A 20676-nucleotide genomic window follows, 5' to 3' on the forward strand; every position below is an offset into this window, starting at 1 on the left:
ATATAAAAGGAGTAAAGTTTAGCAGAACTAAAGGTGGGGATAGATTGAAAAAAGGATTACAGAAATGCTCCATTCTCCTTTTCATGATTATCGCGTTATTCCTGACAGCGTGCAGCAATGAAGGAGCGGATAATCAGGAAAGTGAAGAAGAAGCAAAAGAAGAACAGCCAGTTGTCGAACCAGAACCCTCTGAGGAACCACCAGAACCCGAATATCAGAATACATATCCATTAACAGGCGTTGGAACAAATGAGCCTGTTAACAATCGGATAGTAGGCGTGATGGTTAATAATCATACAAAGGCCCGGCCTCAGTCAGGACTGTCGAAAGCAGATATCGTTTATGAACTGTTGGCTGAAGGTCCGATTACACGATTTCTTGCCTTCTTTCACAGTGAGAAACCCGAAGTTGCGGGTCCTGTAAGAAGTGCAAGAGAATATTATGCCGACCTTGCTCAAGGGATGGGTGCGATTTATATTTATCATGGAGCGGCTCACCATATTGAAGATATCATCATGAATAAAGATTTAGATTTAATCCGTGGAGCTATCCATGATGATGACCGGTATTTATTTAAACGGGAAAGCTTTCGTGCAGCACCTCATGATTCATACTTAATTTATCCCAATGTGTATGAAGCAGCAGAGCAAAAAGGAATCGACATCAACCAGGATTATGAGCCTTATCCTTTTCTTTCCAAGGATGAAGTGAGCCAAATTTCCGGAGAAGAAGCATCCCGGGTCCATATTGTATATCATGAAGGGCTAGAGGAAGTCACGTATGAATATGATGAGGTCAATGAACAGTACGTCCGTTACAGTGACGGAGAGAAAACCGTCGAATTGGAAACAGAGGAACCTGTCGTTTTAGATAATATATTTGTTGTTGAAACCGGACATCGGGTGATTGACTCTGCCCACCGCCGTGCCATTGATTTAGAATCAGGGGGCAGGGGTTACCTTGTCCAGAAAGGTAAAGTTCAGGAGGTCGAATGGAAAAACGTAGACGGAAGAATTTTACCATTTAAAAATGGGGAAAAGGTAAAGTTTGTTCCAGGTAAGACATGGGTGAATGTAGTTCCAGAGACACCAGGAATCGACCAGTCCGTTCAGTTTAACTAGAGTACGTAAAAGAGGAGGGTACCTTACACATGCAAATTGATAAACTTCGTGGAAAGGAATTGGATCAGTTATTTAAAGCCATCCTGTCCCTGGAAACGATTGAAGAATGCTATGAATTATTTGATGATTTGGCAACGATGAATGAGGTTCAATCCCTGGCTCAGCGATTGGAAGTAGCCCGTATGCTAAGAGAGGGAGACACCTATCATGCCATAGAGGATCAGACCGGTGCATCAACAGCCACTATTTCCCGAGTGAAAAGATGCCTGAACTATGGCAATGATGCTTATCAATTGGTTCTTGACCGTATATATGAAAAAGAAAAAAGTAAATAAAAAGAAGCGCATGGCCAGAATCCATGCGCTTCTTTTTGTTGTCTAGGAAATTATAAAATTTCAGATTTGTGGATAAAAAATCATGAGAGGCCACGTCCGGCTCCAGCACCCAGCGACTAGCGTGACTTCCTTCACCTCCGTCCGATAAGTCAACATCGACTCACAAGGTTCGTCGTGTTTCCTTTTCCGCGTGTTAACTGGCTGTAAGCCCCTGAAAGAAATAAGTGGGGCAACAGCCAGTAAACACCCGATTTGTTCAACTAACAATCAGTGGGGGATGAATCCCCCACTGAATGAAGTTTCACTTTATCTCCTCCGGCTCAGTCCAGTCCGTACGTCGCTAATGGAAAATCGGAGGCGACCGTTTAGGCCCGACGGCATAAGCAGAATATCCGGAGTGGCCGTATTTTGGCCATGTAGGGTATTCTGCTTATGACCGCTTGGGCTTTGGGAGCCGCAGTTGGACAAGCGGGCGCTTCCGCCTTTGTTAATAACCCATCTTACTGCTTAGGAAATCTCTTAATTCACTGATTGGCATACGGCTCTGTTCCATGGTGTCGCGGTCTCGTACCGTTACCTGCTGATCATCACGGGAATCAAAATCAAATGTGATGCAGTAAGGCGTTCCGATTTCGTCATGACGGCGGTAACGTTTCCCGATTGAACCGGATTCATCATAATCAACCATGAAATCTTTCGCCAGTTCCTGATAGACTTCCTGTGTTTCATCTGAAAGCTTTTTGGATAGCGGGAACACAGCTGCTTTAAATGGTGCTACGGCCGGGTGGAAGTGCATAACTGTCCGCTTGGATCCATCTTCCAGCTCCTCCTCATCATAGGCATCAGAAAGGAAGGATAGAACAAGGCGGTCCAGTCCCAATGCCGGTTCGATGACATAAGGAATATAACGTTCATTATTATTCTCCTGATCAATATATTGGAAATCCTCTCCCGAATGTTCCGCATGCTGGTTCAAATCATAATCTGTACGGGAAGCAACGCCCCACAGTTCACCCCATCCAAATGGGAATTTATATTCCAAGTCGGTTGTTGCATTACTGTAATGGGAAAGCTCATCCTCTGTGTGGTCACGACGGCGGACGTTTTCCTCATTCAATCCTAATGACAGCAGCCAGTTATGACAGAAATCGAGCCAATACTGGTACCATTCTTTCTCCGTACCTGGCTTACAGAAGAATTCCATTTCCATTTGTTCGAATTCACGGGTTCTGAAAATAAAGTTCCCCGGTGTAATTTCATTTCTAAAGCTTTTTCCGATCTGTCCAATACCAAATGGGAGCTTTTTGCGCATGGAACGCTGAACATTTTTGAAGTTCACAAAAATTCCCTGTGCTGTTTCAGGGCGTAAGTAAATTTCATCGGTTGAGCCTTCTGTAACCCCCTGATAAGTCTTGAACATTAAATTAAATTGACGGATATCCGTAAAGTTCTTTGCTCCGCATTCCGTACAAACAATATCATTTTCTTCAATCATTTTCTGCATTTCTTCAAATGGAAGTCCATCAACCACAACTTCCTCGCCTTTGCTTTCAAAATAGTTTTCAATGAGCTTATCTGCACGATGGCGGGCTTTGCACTCTTTACAATCCATCATAGGGTCATTAAAGTTCCCGAGGTGTCCGGATGCTTCCCAGGTTTTAGGGTTCATAAGAATGGATGCATCCAGGCCGACATTATAAGGAGACTCCTGAACAAATTTCTTCCACCAGGCATCCTTCAAATTTTTCTTCAGTTCAACGCCTAAAGGACCATAATCCCATGTGTTAGCAAGTCCTCCGTAGATCTCTGAGCCCTGAAATACAAATCCCCGGTGTTTTACGTGATTCACGACTTCTTCCATATTTTTCGCCATACTAATATCCTCCTTGTAGAAAATGTTGTTGACTTATGCGAACGTTTGTTCTATAATGTTTGTATACATTAAAAAACTCTCGTCTCCGGGCTAAATGCCCAGGGACGAGAGTAGTTCTCCCGCGGTTCCACCCTGATTGATGCAGAGGCTCTGCATCCACTTCCATCAAGACGTACTCCGAATTGCCGTTTCTCTAAATCATTCTCCAGGCTCGCACCATCCCTGAATCGCTTGTAGGAAGAGGATTTAGATACTATAAATTCATCATAGTACTTTAATCTATTCACTTGCACTGTCTTCTGATTATCTAATCATAGCATATCCTTCTTTTTGTCACAAGTTCCCTATTTTCCGGACGTTTTAATATTTTTATCACGCAATAACTTGCCGTAATACCCTCTTGAAGTCTTGAGGGAAGGGAGGATAAACGGCCAGTAAATTCCTGATAAGTTCAACTAACCATCAGTGGGGGATGGAGAATCTCCCCTTGATGGAAGTTTCACTTTATTAGATATAAACCTGAATTAATTTTTGCTATAATTATGGGGATGTAATTTATATAATAGAGGACGGTCTGAAATGTATGATATTCAAAAGTGGAATCATGTGTTTAAACTGGATCCAAACAAAGAAATATCTGATGCTGATTTAGAAAAAGTCTGTGAGTCCGGGACAGATGCGATTATCATTGGTGGAACGGATGGAGTAACGCTGGATAATGTTTTACAGCTCCTTTCACGTGTCAGACGTTATACTGTACCGTGCGTATTGGAGATTTCCAATACAGAATCGGTTACCCCTGGATTTGATTATTACTTTATCCCATCTGTATTAAATAGCCGGAATAAAAATTGGTTTATGGATTTACATCATCAGGCAGTGAAAGAATATGGAGAGATCATGAACTGGGATGAAATTTTTATGGAAGGCTATTGTATGTTAAATCCGGACTCAAAAGCTTTTCAATATACAGATTCCATACCTTTAGAGGATGAGGACGTCATGGCTTATGCCCAAATGACGGAGAAAATGTTCCGGTTTCCCTTCTTTTATTTAGAATACAGTGGTACATATGGAAACCCGGAGCTGGTGAAACGTGTGAAACAAAAGCTGGATCAGACTTTGTTAATTTATGGCGGAGGGATTCATCACGCAGAGCAGGCAGAGGAAATAGCTCCATTTGCTGATATCGTAGTCGTGGGGAATGCCCTTTATGATGACTTGAACAATGCACTTAAAACTGTAAAAGCTGTAAAAAATATAAAAACAATTAGATAGGTGGGGATACCGTGAGTATAGCAGATCAAATCGTACAAGGAATGAACAGTGAGCAGGCCAAGGCCGTTCAGCATACGGAAGGTCCCCTATTAATTATGGCGGGTGCAGGAAGTGGGAAAACCCGTGTATTAACCCATCGAATTGCCTACCTCCTTCATGAAAAAGGTGTGCCTCCGTACAACATTATTGCTATTACGTTTACGAATAAAGCGGCTCGTGAGATGAAAGAAAGGGTTCGCCGGCTTACAGGTGCAGATTCAGATGCCATATGGGTATCCACGTTCCACTCCTTATGTGTACGAATTTTACGCCGGGATATCGACCGGATTGGCTATAACCGGAATTTTTCGATTCTCGATGCAGCCGATCAATTGTCCGTAATCAAACAGGTTATTAAAGATCTGGATCTTGATCCGAAGAAGTGGGATCCCCGTTCCATGCTGAATGGAATTAGTTCGGCGAAAAACCAATTGATGAAACCTGAGCGATTTAAAAAAGAAGCGAATAATTTTTATGAAGAGACCAATGCCCGCATTTATGAGGAATATCAGAAAACATTAGGGAAAAACGATGCGCTGGATTTTGATGATCTTATCATGAAGACCATTCAATTATTTGAACAGGTTCCGGAAACCTTGCAATATTATCAGCGCCGTTTTCAATACATTCATGTGGACGAGTATCAGGATACCAACCATGCTCAATATCAGCTGGTCAAAATGCTGGCTGAACGCCATCAGAACTTATGTGTAGTAGGGGATTCGGATCAGTCGATTTATCGCTGGCGTGGAGCTGACATTGAGAATATTCTATCCTTTGAAAACGACTATCCAAATGCCAGAACAATTATGCTGGAGCAAAACTATCGTTCAACGAAAAAAATCCTGGCGGCAGCGAACCATGTCATTGAGAATAATGTTTCACGGAAGCCAAAAGAGTTATGGACGGAAAACACAGAGGGGGAGTCCATTCAGTTTCATCAGGCTTCAAGTGAGCGGGATGAAGCTCTTTATGTTGTAGAACAAATGGAAGCCTTAATGAATGAGGAAAACCTGGAATACCAGGATATGGCTGTTTTATATCGGACCAATGCCCAATCCCGTGCGATTGAGGATGCTTTTATGAAGTCGAATATTCCTTATCAGATTGTGGGAGGGACAAAATTCTACGATCGTAAGGAAATTAAAGATTTGCTCGCCTATTTACGTCTGATTGCCAACCCTAATGATGATATTAGTTTTCAGCGGGTCGTCAATGTACCGAAGCGGGGAATCGGAAATACATCTGTAGATAAAATGCTGGCCTATGCTCAGTCACAGGACCTTTCCCTTTATCAGGCTGCAGAAGAAGCAGACTTTATCGGCTTAAGCAAAAGGGCAACAAACGCTCTGATTAATTTCCAGCAGCAGATTAAAAACTGGGTTCAGATGCAGGAGTTTCTGTCCGTAACGGAAATTGTAGAAGAGGTACTTGAAAAAACAGGCTATGAAGAAATGCTGAAAAATGATAAAACCCTGGAAGCACAAAGCAGACTGGAAAACATTAATGAATTTAAAACGGTTACCAATCAGTTTGAAGCTGTCAATGAGGACAAGTCATTAATCGCGTTTTTAACCGATTTGGCCCTGGTATCTGATATTGATAAAGTGGATGATGAGGACGATGATAATAAAGTTGTGCTTATGACGCTGCATTCAGCTAAAGGATTAGAGTTTCCGGTGGTATTTTTAATCGGAATGGAAGAAAGTGTGTTTCCGCACAGTCGTTCACTTATGGATGAAGAAGAAATGGAAGAGGAAAGAAGATTAGCGTATGTAGGGATTACGAGGGCAGAAAAGAAATTGTTTTTAACCCAGGCAAAAATGCGAACCCTGTATGGGCGGACCAATATGAATCCAATCAGCCGTTTTATTAATGAAATACCAGAGGAATATATAGATAAAGGTGTAGAGGACAGCCAATTTTCATCAGGCTTTCAGATGCAGCGTACATCCATTCAGGACTCTTTTCAGCAGCGGTCACCGGAAAGACCTAAGCGTAAACCTCAGAAAATCAGAAAGCCATCTACCGGCGGGGAATCCGTCGATTGGTCTTCAGGTGATAAGGTGGAACATAAGAAATGGGGAACAGGAACCGTTGTGAAGGTACAGGGCAGTGGTGATGATATGGAATTGGATGTTGCCTTTCCTGCCCCCGTTGGAATTAAACGTTTATTAGCTAGATTTGCCCCAATTTCAAAAGGGTAAATGGAGGTGCGTGACCTTGGAAAAAGAAACCGCAAAGCAAAGAGTGGAAGCTTTAAAAAAAGAACTGAACCAATACAATTATGAGTATCATGTATTAGACAGCCCTTCTGTGCCTGACTATGAATATGATGTTAAAATGAAAGAACTAAAAGACCTGGAAGAAGAATATCCGGAATTCGTCACACCGGATTCTCCTTCCCAGCGAGTGGGCGGTGAACCTTTAGATGCCTTTCAAAAAGTTCAGCATAATATTCCCATGCTCAGCTTAGGTAATGCCTTTAATGAGCAGGATTTGCGGGACTTTGATCGCAGGGTAAGAGAAGGGGCAGATGCGAAGGAAATCAGCTATGTCTGTGAATTAAAAATTGACGGATTGGCTATCTCCCTGCGTTATATAGATGGTATTTTTGAAAGAGGTGCTACACGTGGGGATGGCCGCACAGGCGAGGATATTACCCGGAATCTGAAAACCGTCCGCAGTATTCCATTAAAAATCAGTGAAGAACAAACGATTGAGGTTCGTGGAGAAGCCTTTATGCCTGTTAAGTCCTTCAGAGCCCTTAATGAAGCAAAAGAAGCGGAAGGCAAGGACGTGTTTGCCAATCCTCGAAATGCCGCTGCAGGTTCTTTAAGACAATTAGATCCTAAAATTGCAGCCCAGCGGAACCTGGATATCTTTGTTTATAGTGTGGGGGAATGGGAAGCAGGCGCAATTGCCTCCCATAGTGAGCGGTTAGCCTATTTGAAGCAATTAGGGTTTAAAGTGAATCCGGAAACAAAAACCTGTGAAAACATTGATGAAGTCATTGAATATATTCAATACTGGACGGAGCACCGTCCTGAATTAAGCTATGAAATCGATGGAATTGTGATTAAGGTAGACCAGATTGCTGTTCAGGAGAAGCTTGGTTTTACGGCAAAAAGTCCCCGCTGGGCGATTGCCTATAAGTTTCCAGCTGAAGAAGCAACCACAACTTTAAGAGAGATTGAATTAAGTGTAGGAAGAACGGGAGCTGTCACACCTACAGCCATTCTTGATCCGGTTCAATTAGCCGGAACCACGGTACAACGGGCCTCTTTACATAATGAGGATTTAATCCGTGAAAAGGATATCCGCATTGGTGATACGGTTGTCATTAAAAAAGCAGGCGACATTATTCCGGAGGTTGTCCGTGTGGATGTGGAGCGACGTTCAGGTAGTGAAGAGCCCTTTCATATGACAACCCATTGTCCGGAATGCGGCAGTGAGCTTGTCAGACTGGAAGAGGAGGTTGCCTTACGGTGTATTAACCCTAATTGTCCAGCCCACTTAAGAGAAGGCCTGATCCATTTTGTTTCACGAAATGCAATGAACATTGACGGCCTTGGTGAAAAAGTCATTAAGCAACTCTTTGAACATGACCTCGTTCAAACCATTGCTGATTTGTATAAGCTTGAAAAAGAAGAATTGTTAAAATTAGAACGAATGGGTGAAAAGTCCGTAAGCAATTTACTGGATGCCATTGAAACGTCCAGGGAAAATTCACTGGAACGATTACTTTTTGGTTTAGGCATTCGGTATGTGGGAAGCAAGGCAGCTCAAACGTTAGCTGAACAGTTTAAACATATGGATCACTTGCTGGAGGCTGATCTGGAAGACTTAATAGCCATTCAGGACATTGGAGAGAAAGTAGCAGATTCCATTGTACGCTATTTCGAAAAACCTCAGGTGAAAAGTCTTATTCAGGAGCTGAAGGATTTAGGATTAAACATGGAGTATAAGGGCTTAACTGCGGAAGATATTGATACGGAATCACCTTTCTCAGGCAAAACTGTTGTTTTAACAGGTAAACTGGAGCAATACTCCCGTTCAGATGCTAAAAAACAGATTACAGCCTTAGGCGGAAAAGTAACGACCAGTGTAAGTAAAAACACGGATATTCTCGTGGCTGGTGAGGATGCTGGTTCGAAGTATGATAAAGCGCAGGAACTTGGTGTTACGATTTGGAATGAGCAGCAAATGATAGACGCCTTGAGCGAATAGGAGTGGAGAGGTAATGATGAAAAAATATTTTGTAATTCCTGTCTTGTTCGTTCTCCTGATTGCCGGTTGTACGCCGAACTATGATCAAGAGGAAGAGATTGTTCAGGATACAAAGGAAGAGGAATCAGAAACGGCGATTGTACCCAGCTATAACATTTCTGATGAAGAGTACAAAATGCCTGTAGAATATAAACCAGCTGCTGCAAGAGGTGTGATCGTCAATCAGGTATTCAACCGGTTTGATATCACAGAGCTTGAAGAGGGATTACGAAGACATTCAAAGGACGTGTTTAACCCGGATGATTATCTGTTTCAGGAAGGTCAGTATCTAACAGAAGATACGGTATACAGCTGGCTGGAACGGAACAGTGAAGAACATGAGAAAGGCCTTAACCCAAGTATCAATATTAAGGATGAAGATAACCCCGATCCCCAGGCGTTTCGTAATGCCCCACGTTATCTGTCTCACATTTTAGAGCAAAATTACCTTCAAAAGACGAAGGGAAATCAAGTGGGGGTAAAAGGAGTCTCGATTGGTCTGGCCTTAAAATCCGTCTATCAATTTGAAACAGAACCCGGCAGGACCTATTACGAGGATATTCCTAAAGATGAAATGCTGTCCAAGGGAAAAGATTATGCACAAACCATTTTACAGCGTGTACGGAAAATAGAGGAATTAAAAGATGTTCCAATCATGATTGCCTTATTTAGAGAAGAAGAGCAATCTTCGCTGGTGCCGGGGAATTTTGTAGCAAAAACCTTCGTTGAGGAAGGCAGCTCTTCAATCGGAGAATGGGAGAGCGTTAATGAGGACTATATCCTGTTCCCTTCTGATGAAGCTGACAGCGATTATCAGGCAGAGGCGACGGTCATGAAGGACTTTACGAATGAAGTACGCGAGTTTTTCCCTAATTTTGTAGGCGTTATTGGTAAAGGGTTTTACGTGAACGATGAATTGCAGGAATTAAAAATTAATATCCCGATTGAATTTCATGGAAAGTCAGAAGTGACAGCTTTTAGCCAGTTTGCCTATGGTTTGGTTATGGAAAACTTCAGAAATAATTACGATATTGAAATCAATGTTAAATCTCCGGATAAACAGGAAGCTCTCATCTGGAGAGAAGCTGGTGAAGAAAAGCCGGAAGTGTATATTTATCAGTAGCTAAGTTTGAGGCTGACCATCTTAAAGGTTAGCCTCATATTTTTGTTCTGCTTTATCACGCATTAACTAGCCGTAATACCCCCATTTATGGAAGTTTCACTTTATAAGCCTCCTTAACAAATTTCAGAAAAATGGTAATAGTGGGATTTGAACGCCTTGTCTGAATAGGTTAAAATAGGGATAGGCACCTTACAGAGATAAAAAGGGTGATCCACATAACGAAAGGGAGGAATGAACATGGTAGTACCGTACACTCACACACCTTTTATGGATTTTTCAGATGAGGTGAATCGTAAGCAGCAGGAAGAGGCTATTAAACAAGTAGAAGCAGAATTGGGTAAGGAATATCCGTTAATTATTGGTGGAGAACGCTATTATACAGATGATAAACTGGTTTCCCGAAATCCGGCGAATAAGGAAGAAGTAGTAGGTAAGGTTTCCAAGGCTAATCAGGAGCTGGCTGAAAAAGCGATGCAAACTGCAGATGAAACCTTTAAAACCTGGAGAAAAACGAAGCCGGAGATGCGTGCAGACATTTTGTTCCGGGCGGCAGCCATCATCCGTCGTCGCAGATTGGAATTTAATGCTTGGGTGATTAAGGAAGGAGCAAAGCCCTGGAAAGAGGCGGATGCAGGTATTGCAGAAGGGATTGACTTCTTAGAATACTATGGACGCCAAATGCTTGAATTAAAGGATGGCAAACCAGTGAACAGTCGTCCGATAGAAAATAATCGTTTTCACTATATTCCGCTTGGTGTTGGCGTAGTCATTTCCCCATGGAATTTCCTGTTTGCTATTATGACAGGTACTACAGTTTCTTCAATGGTTACAGGGAATACGGTTCTGTTAAAGCCTGCTAGTTCAACCCCTGTTATTGCCTACAAGTTTATGGAGGTTATGGAAGAGGCAGGTATGCCGGCCGGAGTTATTAACTACATTCCTGGAAGCGGTTCCGAAGTTGGGGATTACCTGGTTGATCATCCTCGTACACGTTTTGTAAGCTTTACTGGCTCCAGAGAGGTTGGAACACGTATTTATGAACGCGCTTCCAAAGTTCAGGAAGGGCAAATTTGGCTGAAGCGTGTGGTCGCAGAAATGGGCGGTAAGGACACGATCGTGGTAGATAACGAGTCAGATCTTGAACTGGCTGCAGAATCTATTGTGAACAGTGCATTCGGTTTCTCCGGTCAGAAATGTTCCGCTTGTTCACGGGTAGTCGCCCATGAACAAGTCTATGATGACCTCGTGACACGTGTGAAAGAATTAACTGAACAAAACTGCACACTGGATGATCCTGTCAAGAACACTACCTACATGGGACCGGTCATTGATCAGGCAGCATATGATAAGATTATGGGCTATATTGATATTGGAAAAGAAGAAGGTGAATTAGTAACTGGCGGAGAGGGGGATGACTCCAAAGGGTACTTTATTAAGCCGACAGTCTTTAAAGATTTATCTCCAACCGCCCGCATTATGCAGGAGGAAATTTTCGGTCCTGTTGTTGCTTTCACAAAAGCTAAAGATTTTGATGAGGCCATTGATATTGCTAACAATACGGAATATGGCTTAACAGGTGCAGTTATTTCCAACAATCGTGATCATATTGAAAAGGCGAGAGAGGATTTCCATGTCGGGAACCTTTACTTTAACCGCGGTTGTACAGCAGCCATTGTTGGTTACCATCCATTTGGCGGATTTAACATGTCCGGTACAGACTCCAAAGCTGGCGGACCTGGGTATCTAACTAACTTTATGCAAGGTAAGTCCACATCCGAAATGCTATAAAAAATAGACGGAGACGTCCTGGACGAAACAGTTCAGGACGTCTTTCTTTTTGCCCAGGATATCATTACTCTTATGTGAACAGAAAGTTGTCCTCTACCCACATCTATACCTTCGTTAGAATAAAAAGAGAATCTGGTGTCATTTCGTAGTATCTTTTTCCTAATTATTAAAAACGCACGAACAATATTTTTACTCACCTCAATATTTAATAGCCTCAACCGATATATAAAATGAAAAGGTTTTTAATTACTGGGAGGGAAAAAGTTGGATATTCAGGCACTAAACAAACAATACATTGCTGGAACATGGCGTGATGGAAAGAGCGCTCGTAAATTGACGGATATAAATCCATATAATGGTGAAGTAATTACAGAGTTTCAAATGGCAACACCTGATGATATAGATGAGGCTTATCAGGCGGCACGTAAAGCGATGGACGAATGGAATCAGATTAATCCTTATAAACAAAGGGACATTCTGGAAAGGGCAGTATCCTACATAGAAGAAAATGAAGAGGATATCACAAGTATCATTATTGATGAACTTGGAGGTACACACTTAAAGGCAGCATTTGAAATTGGCTTGGTAAAAAATATGATCAAGGAAGCAGCAACCTTCCCACTTAAAAAAGAAGGCAAAATTCTTCCATCTGTTGAAGATGGAAAGGAAAACCGTTTGTACCGTATGCCGGCGGGGGTTGTTGGAGTGATCAGTCCATTCAATTTCCCTTTCTTTTTATCTGTTAAATCAATCGCACCTGCTATTGGTGCTGGTAATGGGGTCGTTCTTAAAGCACATGAAGAAACGCCTATAGTCGGAGGAACTTTAATTGCGAAAATTTTTGAAGAGGCGGGTGTTCCTAAGGGACTATTCAACGTTGTAGCTACCGATATTCGTGAAATTGGTGATTCTTTTGTTGAGCATCCTGTTCCAAGAATCATCTCCTTTACAGGATCAACAACGGTAGGTAGACATATTGCAGAAGTAGCAGTAAGGAACTTTAAAAAGCCATTGCTCGAATTAGGCGGGAATAGTGCATTCATCGTTCTGGATGATGCTGATATCGATTATGCCGTTAACGCAGCTGCTTTTAGCCGATTTACTCATCAAGGTCAAATTTGCATGTCGGCGAACCGAATTCTCGTTCATCAGTCCGTCTATGACGAGTTTATAGAGAAATACAAGAATAAAATTGCTTCACTGAAGACCGGTGATCCACGTGATCCTGAAACGGTTATCGGTCCTGTTGTAAACGAAGGGGCTGCTAACAACCTTAACGATTTAATTGAAAAAGGAATTAAGGAGGGAGCCACACCATTACTCAGAGGGAACATCACTGGCAACATGGTCGAACCAACCATTTTGACAGATGTTACTCCGGATATGGCTGTTGCACGGGAAGAAATGTTTGGACCAGTCGTAAGTGTGATGAAATTTGAGTCAGATGAAGAAGCCATTCAATTAGCTAACGATACGAATTTTGGTCTCAGTGGCGCTGTTCATACGTCTGACGGAGAACGTGGGGTTCAACTGGCTAAACGAGTGCATACTGGTATGATTCACGTTAACGATATTTCCATTAACGATGAACCGATTGTTGCGTTTGGTGGAGAGAAGCAGTCCGGTCTGGGTCGCCTGAATGGAGAATGGAGCCTTGAAGAGTTCACAACTTTAAAATGGATATCCATTAACTATGGGCAGCGACAACTTCCATACTAATAGGAGTGAAAACAAAAATGACAGATGTTACTGAACAAATTGAAACAAATTCTGACATTCTAAATGCTTTTATTAAAGTGGCACCATATCTGAATAAATTGATACAGGATGATGTCACAGTTGGAATCTATGATACAGAAAAACTAATTATAAACATTCCTGGAGAAACCTTTGCTCTTAATGTTACTCCGGGTGATCCTCTTGCTGAGGGTGACATCATTACGAATGCCATTAAGGAAAACCAGTCAAAAGCTGAAATTGTGCCCAAGGAATTATTTGGTTTCCCTCTTATTGCACGTGCGATTCCGTTGCATGATGAGAGAGGAGCGGTTATTGGTGGCGTAGGTATGGGAACCAGTCTGGAGAAGGCTAACAAATTGTACGAAGTCGCTGAAAGCTTATCTGCAGTAGTTGAACAATCTGCTGCATCCATCCAGGAAGTAACCAGCTCCATTAATGAACTGGCCCAGCATGTAACAGATGTTTCCTCACAAGTGGAAAAAGTAAGTGAGAGTACAGAAGAAATTGGTGAGGTTTCAACCGTTGTCAGAGGAATTTCTGACCAAAGTAACCTGCTAGGGCTAAATGCATCGATTGAAGCAGCACGCGCAGGTGAGAGTGGAAGAGGATTCGGTGTTGTTGCCGAGGAAATCCGTAAACTGGCCAATAATTCAAAGGACAATGTTAAAAAAATTGACGAAGCAACACAAAAGATACAAAATTTAATTGCAGAATTCGACGAAGCATTTGCAGGAATCCACAAAATGACGGATGCTCAGGCTGCTGCCATACAGGAAATATCATCTACAGTTCAGGAAATTAGTACGAACGCCCAGGATTTAGCTAAAATGGCAGAAAACCAATTGCAGGCAGATGAATAGAAGGATTCTCAATAAAAAATAACCCGGTAAACTCCATAACAAGGAGTTAATCGGGTTATTTTTCTTTACCGTAATTTTAAAAAACTTGCATTTGATATATTCTATCTTAAACAGCAAATTGATTGCATGTCAGAGCAAAATGTCGAATAATGTCGTAATAAGCTATGCAAACCATTTATATGGTTCTTGGATATATTCATGGAAATTAAGGGAACTTATTCAGACTGAGACCGTTTTGTCAAACTTCTGTCAAAATGTGATAATAAACTCATTGTGTTTTTAGAGGAGGGGAATCATGCAGGATTATGTTTTATCCGGAGCAACATTATTTTGGCTGTTTGTTCCTATGCCAATATTGATTATTTTATCAGCAATTACACTATTCAACAGGAGTGACAAAGATTCATGAGTACGTTAATTACCTTTATTGTTTATCTGGCCGGGATGCTTTTACTCGGTATTGTCGGTTATCGGCTGACAAGTAATCTGTCAGACTATTTCTTAGGCGGAAGAAGTTTAAGTCCGGGTGTTGCCGCCCTTAGTGCCGGTGCATCGGACATGAGCGGATGGCTGCTGTTGGGGCTGCCTGGGGCTATTTATCTATCAGGTTTAGGAGAAGCATGGCTGGCTATTGGTCTGTCCGTGGGTGCTTATCTTAATTGGCAATTTGTTGCGAAGCGTCTACGCATTTATACAGAGGTTTCCAACAATTCCATTACCATTCCGGATTTTTTTGAAAACCGCTTTAAAGACCACTCTCATATCCTTCGTTTTGTATCTGCACTGGTTATTCTATTTTTCTTTACGATCTATACAGCATCAGGAATGACGGCAGGAGCGAAATTGTTCAGTTCGTCTTTTGATTTAACGTATACGCAGGGTCTCTGGATTGGTGCCATTGTCATTATTGCTTACACATTTTTAGGTGGTTTTTTAGCTGTAAGCTGGACCGACTTTATTCAGGGAATCTTAATGTTTGCTGCATTAATTATTCTGCCTATCGTGGCCATTAATGAACTTGGTGGATGGCAGGAGACTCTTAATAAGGTAGGAGAGCTTAGTACACAGATGGGCACCAATCATTTAGAGATGGTGTCAGGTGTAGCAATGATTGGAATTATTTCATCACTGGCATGGGGACTGGGCTATTTTGGACAGCCTCATATCCTTGTACGGTTTATGGGATTAAAATCTCATCGGGACGTACCTAAAGCGAGGTTTATCGGAATTTCATGGATGGTTCTTGGCCTCTTTGGTGCAATCTTTGCGGGACTGGCTGGCTTTGCTTATATAGGCTCCATGGATGCGAGTGTCCTGGCAGAGGAAAATGTAAAACTGGCATCTGTATTAGAAGACGGAACTGCCGTTGATTTTTCCCTGTTAGATGATGAGGAATCCATCTTCATTTTACTTTCACAAATGCTAACCAACCCCATCATTGCAGGAATCCTGCTGGCGGCTATTTTGTCTGCTATTATGAGTACAATCGATTCTCAGTTACTAGTGTCGTCATCTGCATTGGCAGAGGATTTCTACAAGGGAATTTTCCGTAAAAACGCAACAGACAAAGAGCTGGTTACCATAGCCCGTCTGTCCATTATCATCATTGCCATTATTGCTATAATGATTGCAAGTAATCCTGAAAGTTCAGTACTGGGACTTGTAAGCTATGCATGGGCCGGATTTGGTGCTGCGTTTGGACCTATCATTCTGTTATCACTGTTCTGGAAACGGGTTACAGCTCCCGGGACAATCGTCGGGATGATAACAGGTGCTGTTACAGTCGTTGTATGGGCTAATTTAACAGGTGGTATATTCGAATTATACGAAATTGTCCCAGGTTTCTTGTTGAATATGATTTTAACAATTGGAATCAGTCTCTTTACAAAGACCAAACCGGAGATGGACAAAGAATTTGATGAAGCACGTTCGATAGCCAGGAACTAAATCAGAAGAAAAGGATGCTCCACTATGATGTGGGGCATCCTTTTTTATTTAGGATATTGGAAATCGGTCGGGTTCGGATAAATGATGGGGTAGCTGATTAGAAATGGGGAGTTGTGGATGAATTAGAGTTTAATCGGCTTTAATAGTATTTTGTTGCGTAACCATCCCTCCAAAATCAATAAGATGAGTTATCTCCATGTTGATAACAACCTGTCGAAATCTTTTGTTAATTTTTTCTGAAAAAGGGGTTACATTTTCGAAATTACTGTTATATAATACAAAACATAATTAATAAACTGTAATATAACAAAAAGGATGGTGAGGATTTGACAGCTAAGGTTGCAGGTATTCCGAGGCCAAGGGAAGAGAGGCGCGACGAGACGGAGATCCTGACAGCTGGGGCACTTGTCTTTTTGCAGCAGCTGGAAAGGAAATTCGGTAAGCGCAGAAAAGAACTGTTACAGTACAGAGAAGAACGACAGAAGGAATTAGATGCTGGAAAGAAACCTGACTTTTTACCTGAAACAAAACATATTCGGGAGGGTGACTGGACCATTGCCCCAATCCCCGAGGAAATCCAGGATAGGAGAGTGGAAATTACAGGGCCGGTGGATCGGAAAATGGTCATCAACGCTCTCAGTTCAGATGCAAACGTCTATATGGCCTGTTTTGAAGATGCCACTTCTCCTACATGGGAAAATGTGTTTCAGGGTCAGATTAATCTGAAGGATGCTGTACGAAGATCGCTTGACATGATCACAGATAACGGGCAGACGTATGAGCTGAATGATCAAACAGCTGTCTTATTTGTCAGACCCAGGGGATGGCATTTAGACGAGAAACATTTAGTGGTTGATGGAAAACCGATGAGTGCGAGCTTGTTTGATTTTGGGCTGTATTTCTACCACAATGCTGAAAAGTTAGTAGAAGCGGGCACGAGGCCATACTTCTATCTGCCGAAAATGGAGAGTCACTTGGAAGCCCGCCTGTGGAATGATGTATTTACATTCGCCCAAAACTATTTCGGCCTATCACAGGGTACAATCAAAGCAACGGTATTAATTGAAACGATATTGGCCGCTTTTGAAATGGATGAAATTTTATACGAATTAAGAGAACACTCTGCAGGACTAAACTGTGGAAGGTGGGATTACATCTTCAGCTATTTAAAAAAGCTTAGAGGCCATGAAGAGGTTATACTGCCGGACCGTTCGCTGGTAACGATGACCGCTCCGTTTATGAGAGCCTATTCCCGGCTGACCATTCAAACGTGTCATAAACGGGGAGCGCAGGCGATTGGAGGAATGGCCGCACAAATTCCGGTCAAGGATGATGAAGCCGCAAATGAAGATGCTTTTGCCAAAGTGAAAGCCGATAAAGAACGAGAAGCCAAAGATGGTCATGATGGAACATGGGTTGCTCATCCTGGATTGGTTCCTGTAGCAAAGGAAGTGTTTGATAAGGAGATGCCAGGTGCCAGCCAGGTTGATATAAAGAAATTGGAGGACTTGGAGGTGACTGATGGGGATTTACTTGAAATTCCAACCGGTGATATTACAGAGCTTGGACTAAGACAAAATATTCGCGTTGGTCTTCTCTACATCGCGAACTGGTTACAAGGCAGAGGGGCTGTCCCTATCAATCAGTTAATGGAGGATGCGGCAACTGCTGAAATCTCACGAGCACAAATCTGGCAGTGGATCCGTCATCCTAAAGGTGTCCTTTCAGATGGAAGGAAGATAACCGTCAATCTCTATCAACAGTTCAAGCAGGAAGAGGTTGACAAAATTATGTCAGAGATAGGAGAAGAGGTGTTTGAACAGGGAAGATTTCATGAGGCTGTTGAGCTGTTTGACGAGTTAATTGAGAAAGATGAATTGGAAGAATTTTTAACATTACCAGGCTATGAAATTTTATAATATGAATTTTTCAGGGGAGGAATTTATAATGGATAATCGAGTAAAAGAATTGGAAAAAAGCTGGGAGCAGGACAATCGTTGGAAGGGTGTAGAACGTCCGTATTCAGCTGAAGAAGTGATTAACCTTAGAGGCTCTATTGATATTGAGCACACATTGGCGAAAAAGGGTGCCGAGAAGCTTTGGAATTATTTAAATACTGAGGATTATATTAATGCTCTTGGTGCTTTGACAGGAAACCAGGCTGTTCAGCAGGTAAAAGCAGGATTGAAGGCCATTTATTTGAGTGGATGGCAGGTTGCAGCAGACGCCAATCTATCCGGTCATATGTATCCCGACCAAAGCCTTTATCCGGCAAATAGTGTTCCGCACGTTGTAAAAAGGATTAACCAGGCACTACAGCGGGCTGACCAGGTTCACTATATTGAAAATGACCATTCCATCGATTGGTTTCAGCCAATTGTAGCAGATGCTGAAGCAGGATTCGGGGGTCAACTGAATGTGTTCGAATTAATGAAAGGCATGATTGAATCCGGAGCATCAGGGGTTCACTTTGAAGATCAGCTATCCTCTGAGAAAAAATGTGGTCACCTGGGTGGAAAGGTGCTGCTTCCTACACAAACGGCGGTAAGAAACCTGATTTCTGCTCGACTTGCAGCAGATGTAATGGGCACACCAACGATTGTTATTGCCCGTACCGATGCAAATGCAGCGGATATGGTAACAAGTGATGTAGACCCGTATGATCATGAATTTATTACTGGTGAACGTACTTCAGAAGGCTTTTACCGTACGAAAGCTGGTATTGATCAGGCGATTGCAAGAGGGCTGGCTTATGCTCCATATGCAGATCTGATCTGGTGTGAAACGTCTGAGCCAAACTTGGAAGAAGCACAAAAGTTTGCGGACGCTATTCATGAAAAATATCCAAATAAACTGCTTGCTTATAACTGCTCTCCATCCTTTAATTGGAAGAAAAAGCTTGATGAGGAAACCATAGCAAGCTTCCAGAAAGAGCTGGCAAAGATGGGCTATAAGTTCCAGTTCGTAACATTGGCTGGTTTCCATGCCTTGAACCACAGCATGTTTGAGCTGGCTAAAGGCTATAAAGAGCGTGGAATGGAAGCTTACTCTGAGCTGCAACAGGCCGAATTTGCCAGTGAAAAAGATGGCTACACAGCAACAAGGCACCAGAGGGAAGTTGGAACTGGTTACTTTGATCAGGTATCTACCATTGTTTCTGGAGGCGAATCTTCCACAACCGCCCTTAAAGGTTCCACAGAAGAAGAGCAGTTTACCGTTAAATCCTAAACGAATACCCATGAATGCCTGTTCTGTTGCCGCAGAGCAGGCATTCTTTTGTTTGCCCCCAGCTTTTATTGGTCGAAAACTCCCTCTGGCTTATTCAAAACATATCAATAGAATGGAAAAGAAGCAATAGGTTTCCGGGAAATCAGCTTGTTTGAATTGGGGAGCAGGGGTGTTAAACAAACGTTTGATTGAATTGGTGGAGTGCGCTCATATCAGGGGGGGTGGGAGGAATCGGTCGGAGTGAGTGGTTTATCGGTTAGTTTTGTGGAAGTATCGGTCAATTTGGAGGGAGAATCCATTAAATTGAGGGGTTTATCGATTAAAATACATCAGGTATCGATCCGGGCTGTGTGAATCGGTCTCCCCCGCGGGTTTATCAGTCAGTTACGCGGAAGTATCAGTCAATTTGGGGGAAGTATCCACCAAATTGAGCAGTTTATCAATCAATATGCCCCAGGAATCAGTCCCGGCTGTGCGTATCCGTTTCCCTCGAGGTTTTATCCACTATCCCCGCAGAAGTATCAATCAATTCAGAGGAAGAATCCACCAACATGAGCAGTTTATCAACCAAAACACAAAAGTCATCAATCCCGCCCGCGCATATCCATCTCCTACGAGTCTCCCCCATGGGTTATCCCCTAACCACATTACTCATCCTAAATTGTTCCTCTCCCCCCTCTAAAATGTTAGAATATAGATTGGTACAAGTTGCTACTTCATAGGTAATTTTGCTATTATAAATAAATATTGTAAGTGTTCGAGAAAATTTGGAGGTGAATGAGATGGATGATATTTCTAAAGATCAGGTAAAACACGTTGCAAACCTTGCTCGTCTTGCGATTACGGAAGAAGAAGCGGAAAAATTAACGGATGAGCTTGGTTCGATTATTAAATTTGCTGAGCAATTGAATGAGCTGGATACGGAAAATGTAGAGCCAACCACACACGTATTGGATTTAAAAAATGTGATGCGTAAAGATGAACCGAAGCAGTGGCTCACTCAGGAAGAAGCACTGAAGAACGCGCCAGACAAGAAAGATGGGCAATTCCGCGTTCCATCTATTTTAGAGTAAGG

Annotated in this window: 15 protein-coding genes; 13 read left to right on the forward strand and 2 right to left on the reverse strand. The window is 42.3% G+C overall.

Going from position 1 to position 20676, the window contains the following annotated elements:
- The first annotated feature begins 44 nt into the window (after window positions 1–44).
- On the forward strand, window positions 45–1121 hold the full coding sequence (locus ABD006_RS12820) for a DUF3048 domain-containing protein (protein ID WP_343841732.1): 1077 nt from the start codon (window positions 45–47) through the stop codon (window positions 1119–1121).
- 29 nt (window positions 1122–1150) lie between these two features.
- A complete protein-coding gene (locus tag ABD006_RS12825) occupies window positions 1151–1456 on the forward strand; it encodes a YerC/YecD family TrpR-related protein (RefSeq protein ID WP_343841735.1) in 306 nt (101 codons plus the stop codon).
- 487 nt (window positions 1457–1943) lie between these two features.
- On the opposite strand, the gene ABD006_RS12830 is transcribed toward ABD006_RS12825, so the two are convergent.
- On the reverse strand, window positions 1944–3329 hold the full coding sequence (locus tag ABD006_RS12830; RefSeq protein WP_343841737.1) for a glycine--tRNA ligase: 1386 nt from the start codon (window positions 3327–3329) through the stop codon (window positions 1944–1946).
- Between the two features lie 68 nt (window positions 3330–3397).
- On the reverse strand, window positions 3398–3616 hold the full coding sequence (locus ABD006_RS12835) for a hypothetical protein (protein ID WP_343841739.1): 219 nt from the start codon (window positions 3614–3616) through the stop codon (window positions 3398–3400).
- A 292-nt stretch (window positions 3617–3908) separates the two neighbouring features.
- On the opposite strand from ABD006_RS12835, the gene pcrB reads away from it, so the two are divergent.
- The 11 genes from pcrB to gatC all read left to right on the forward strand — a co-directional run bounded on the left by pcrB (window position 3909) and on the right by gatC (window position 20674).
- Window positions 3909–4607 (forward strand): heptaprenylglyceryl phosphate synthase, encoded by a 699-nt coding sequence (gene pcrB / locus ABD006_RS12840; RefSeq protein WP_343841741.1) that lies wholly within the window; start codon window positions 3909–3911, stop codon window positions 4605–4607.
- A 41-nt stretch (window positions 4608–4648) separates the two neighbouring features.
- On the forward strand, window positions 4649–6853 hold the full coding sequence (gene pcrA, locus ABD006_RS12845; protein WP_343842201.1) for a DNA helicase PcrA: 2205 nt from the start codon (window positions 4649–4651) through the stop codon (window positions 6851–6853).
- Between the two features lie 16 nt (window positions 6854–6869).
- Complete coding sequence (ligA, locus tag ABD006_RS12850) at window positions 6870–8876, forward strand: NAD-dependent DNA ligase LigA (RefSeq protein ID WP_343841743.1); 2007 nt, start codon at window positions 6870–6872, stop codon at window positions 8874–8876.
- A gap of 13 nt (window positions 8877–8889) precedes the next feature.
- The gene (locus ABD006_RS12855; protein ID WP_343841746.1) at window positions 8890–10038 is read left to right on the forward strand and encodes a CamS family sex pheromone protein; all 1149 of its coding nucleotides are present in this window, start codon (window positions 8890–8892) and stop codon (window positions 10036–10038) included.
- Window positions 10039–10275: 237 nt separating this feature from the next.
- Window positions 10276–11826, forward strand: a complete 1551-nt coding sequence (pruA, locus tag ABD006_RS12860) for an L-glutamate gamma-semialdehyde dehydrogenase (RefSeq protein ID WP_343841748.1) — start codon at window positions 10276–10278, stop codon at window positions 11824–11826.
- A gap of 264 nt (window positions 11827–12090) precedes the next feature.
- On the forward strand, window positions 12091–13545 hold the full coding sequence (locus ABD006_RS12865) for an aldehyde dehydrogenase family protein (RefSeq protein ID WP_343841750.1): 1455 nt from the start codon (window positions 12091–12093) through the stop codon (window positions 13543–13545).
- A 17-nt stretch (window positions 13546–13562) separates the two neighbouring features.
- Complete coding sequence (locus tag ABD006_RS12870) at window positions 13563–14426, forward strand: methyl-accepting chemotaxis protein (RefSeq protein WP_343841753.1); 864 nt, start codon at window positions 13563–13565, stop codon at window positions 14424–14426.
- A 405-nt stretch (window positions 14427–14831) separates the two neighbouring features.
- Entirely contained in the window at window positions 14832–16373 is a 1542-nt protein-coding gene (gene putP, locus ABD006_RS12875; RefSeq protein ID WP_343841756.1) for a sodium/proline symporter PutP, read from the forward strand.
- 326 nt (window positions 16374–16699) lie between these two features.
- A complete protein-coding gene (aceB, locus tag ABD006_RS12880) occupies window positions 16700–18292 on the forward strand; it encodes a malate synthase A (protein WP_343841759.1) in 1593 nt (530 codons plus the stop codon).
- Between the two features lie 28 nt (window positions 18293–18320).
- Complete coding sequence (gene aceA, locus ABD006_RS12885; protein ID WP_343841762.1) at window positions 18321–19601, forward strand: isocitrate lyase; 1281 nt, start codon at window positions 18321–18323, stop codon at window positions 19599–19601.
- A 782-nt stretch (window positions 19602–20383) separates the two neighbouring features.
- Window positions 20384–20674, forward strand: a complete 291-nt coding sequence (gatC, locus tag ABD006_RS12890; RefSeq protein WP_343841764.1) for an Asp-tRNA(Asn)/Glu-tRNA(Gln) amidotransferase subunit GatC — start codon at window positions 20384–20386, stop codon at window positions 20672–20674.
- Window positions 20675–20676: the final 2 nt, after the last annotated feature.

Origin of the sequence: Salinibacillus aidingensis (assembly GCF_039522525.1) — a bacterium.
GTDB classification, from domain to species: domain Bacteria; phylum Bacillota; class Bacilli; order Bacillales; family Alkalibacillaceae; genus Salinibacillus; species Salinibacillus aidingensis.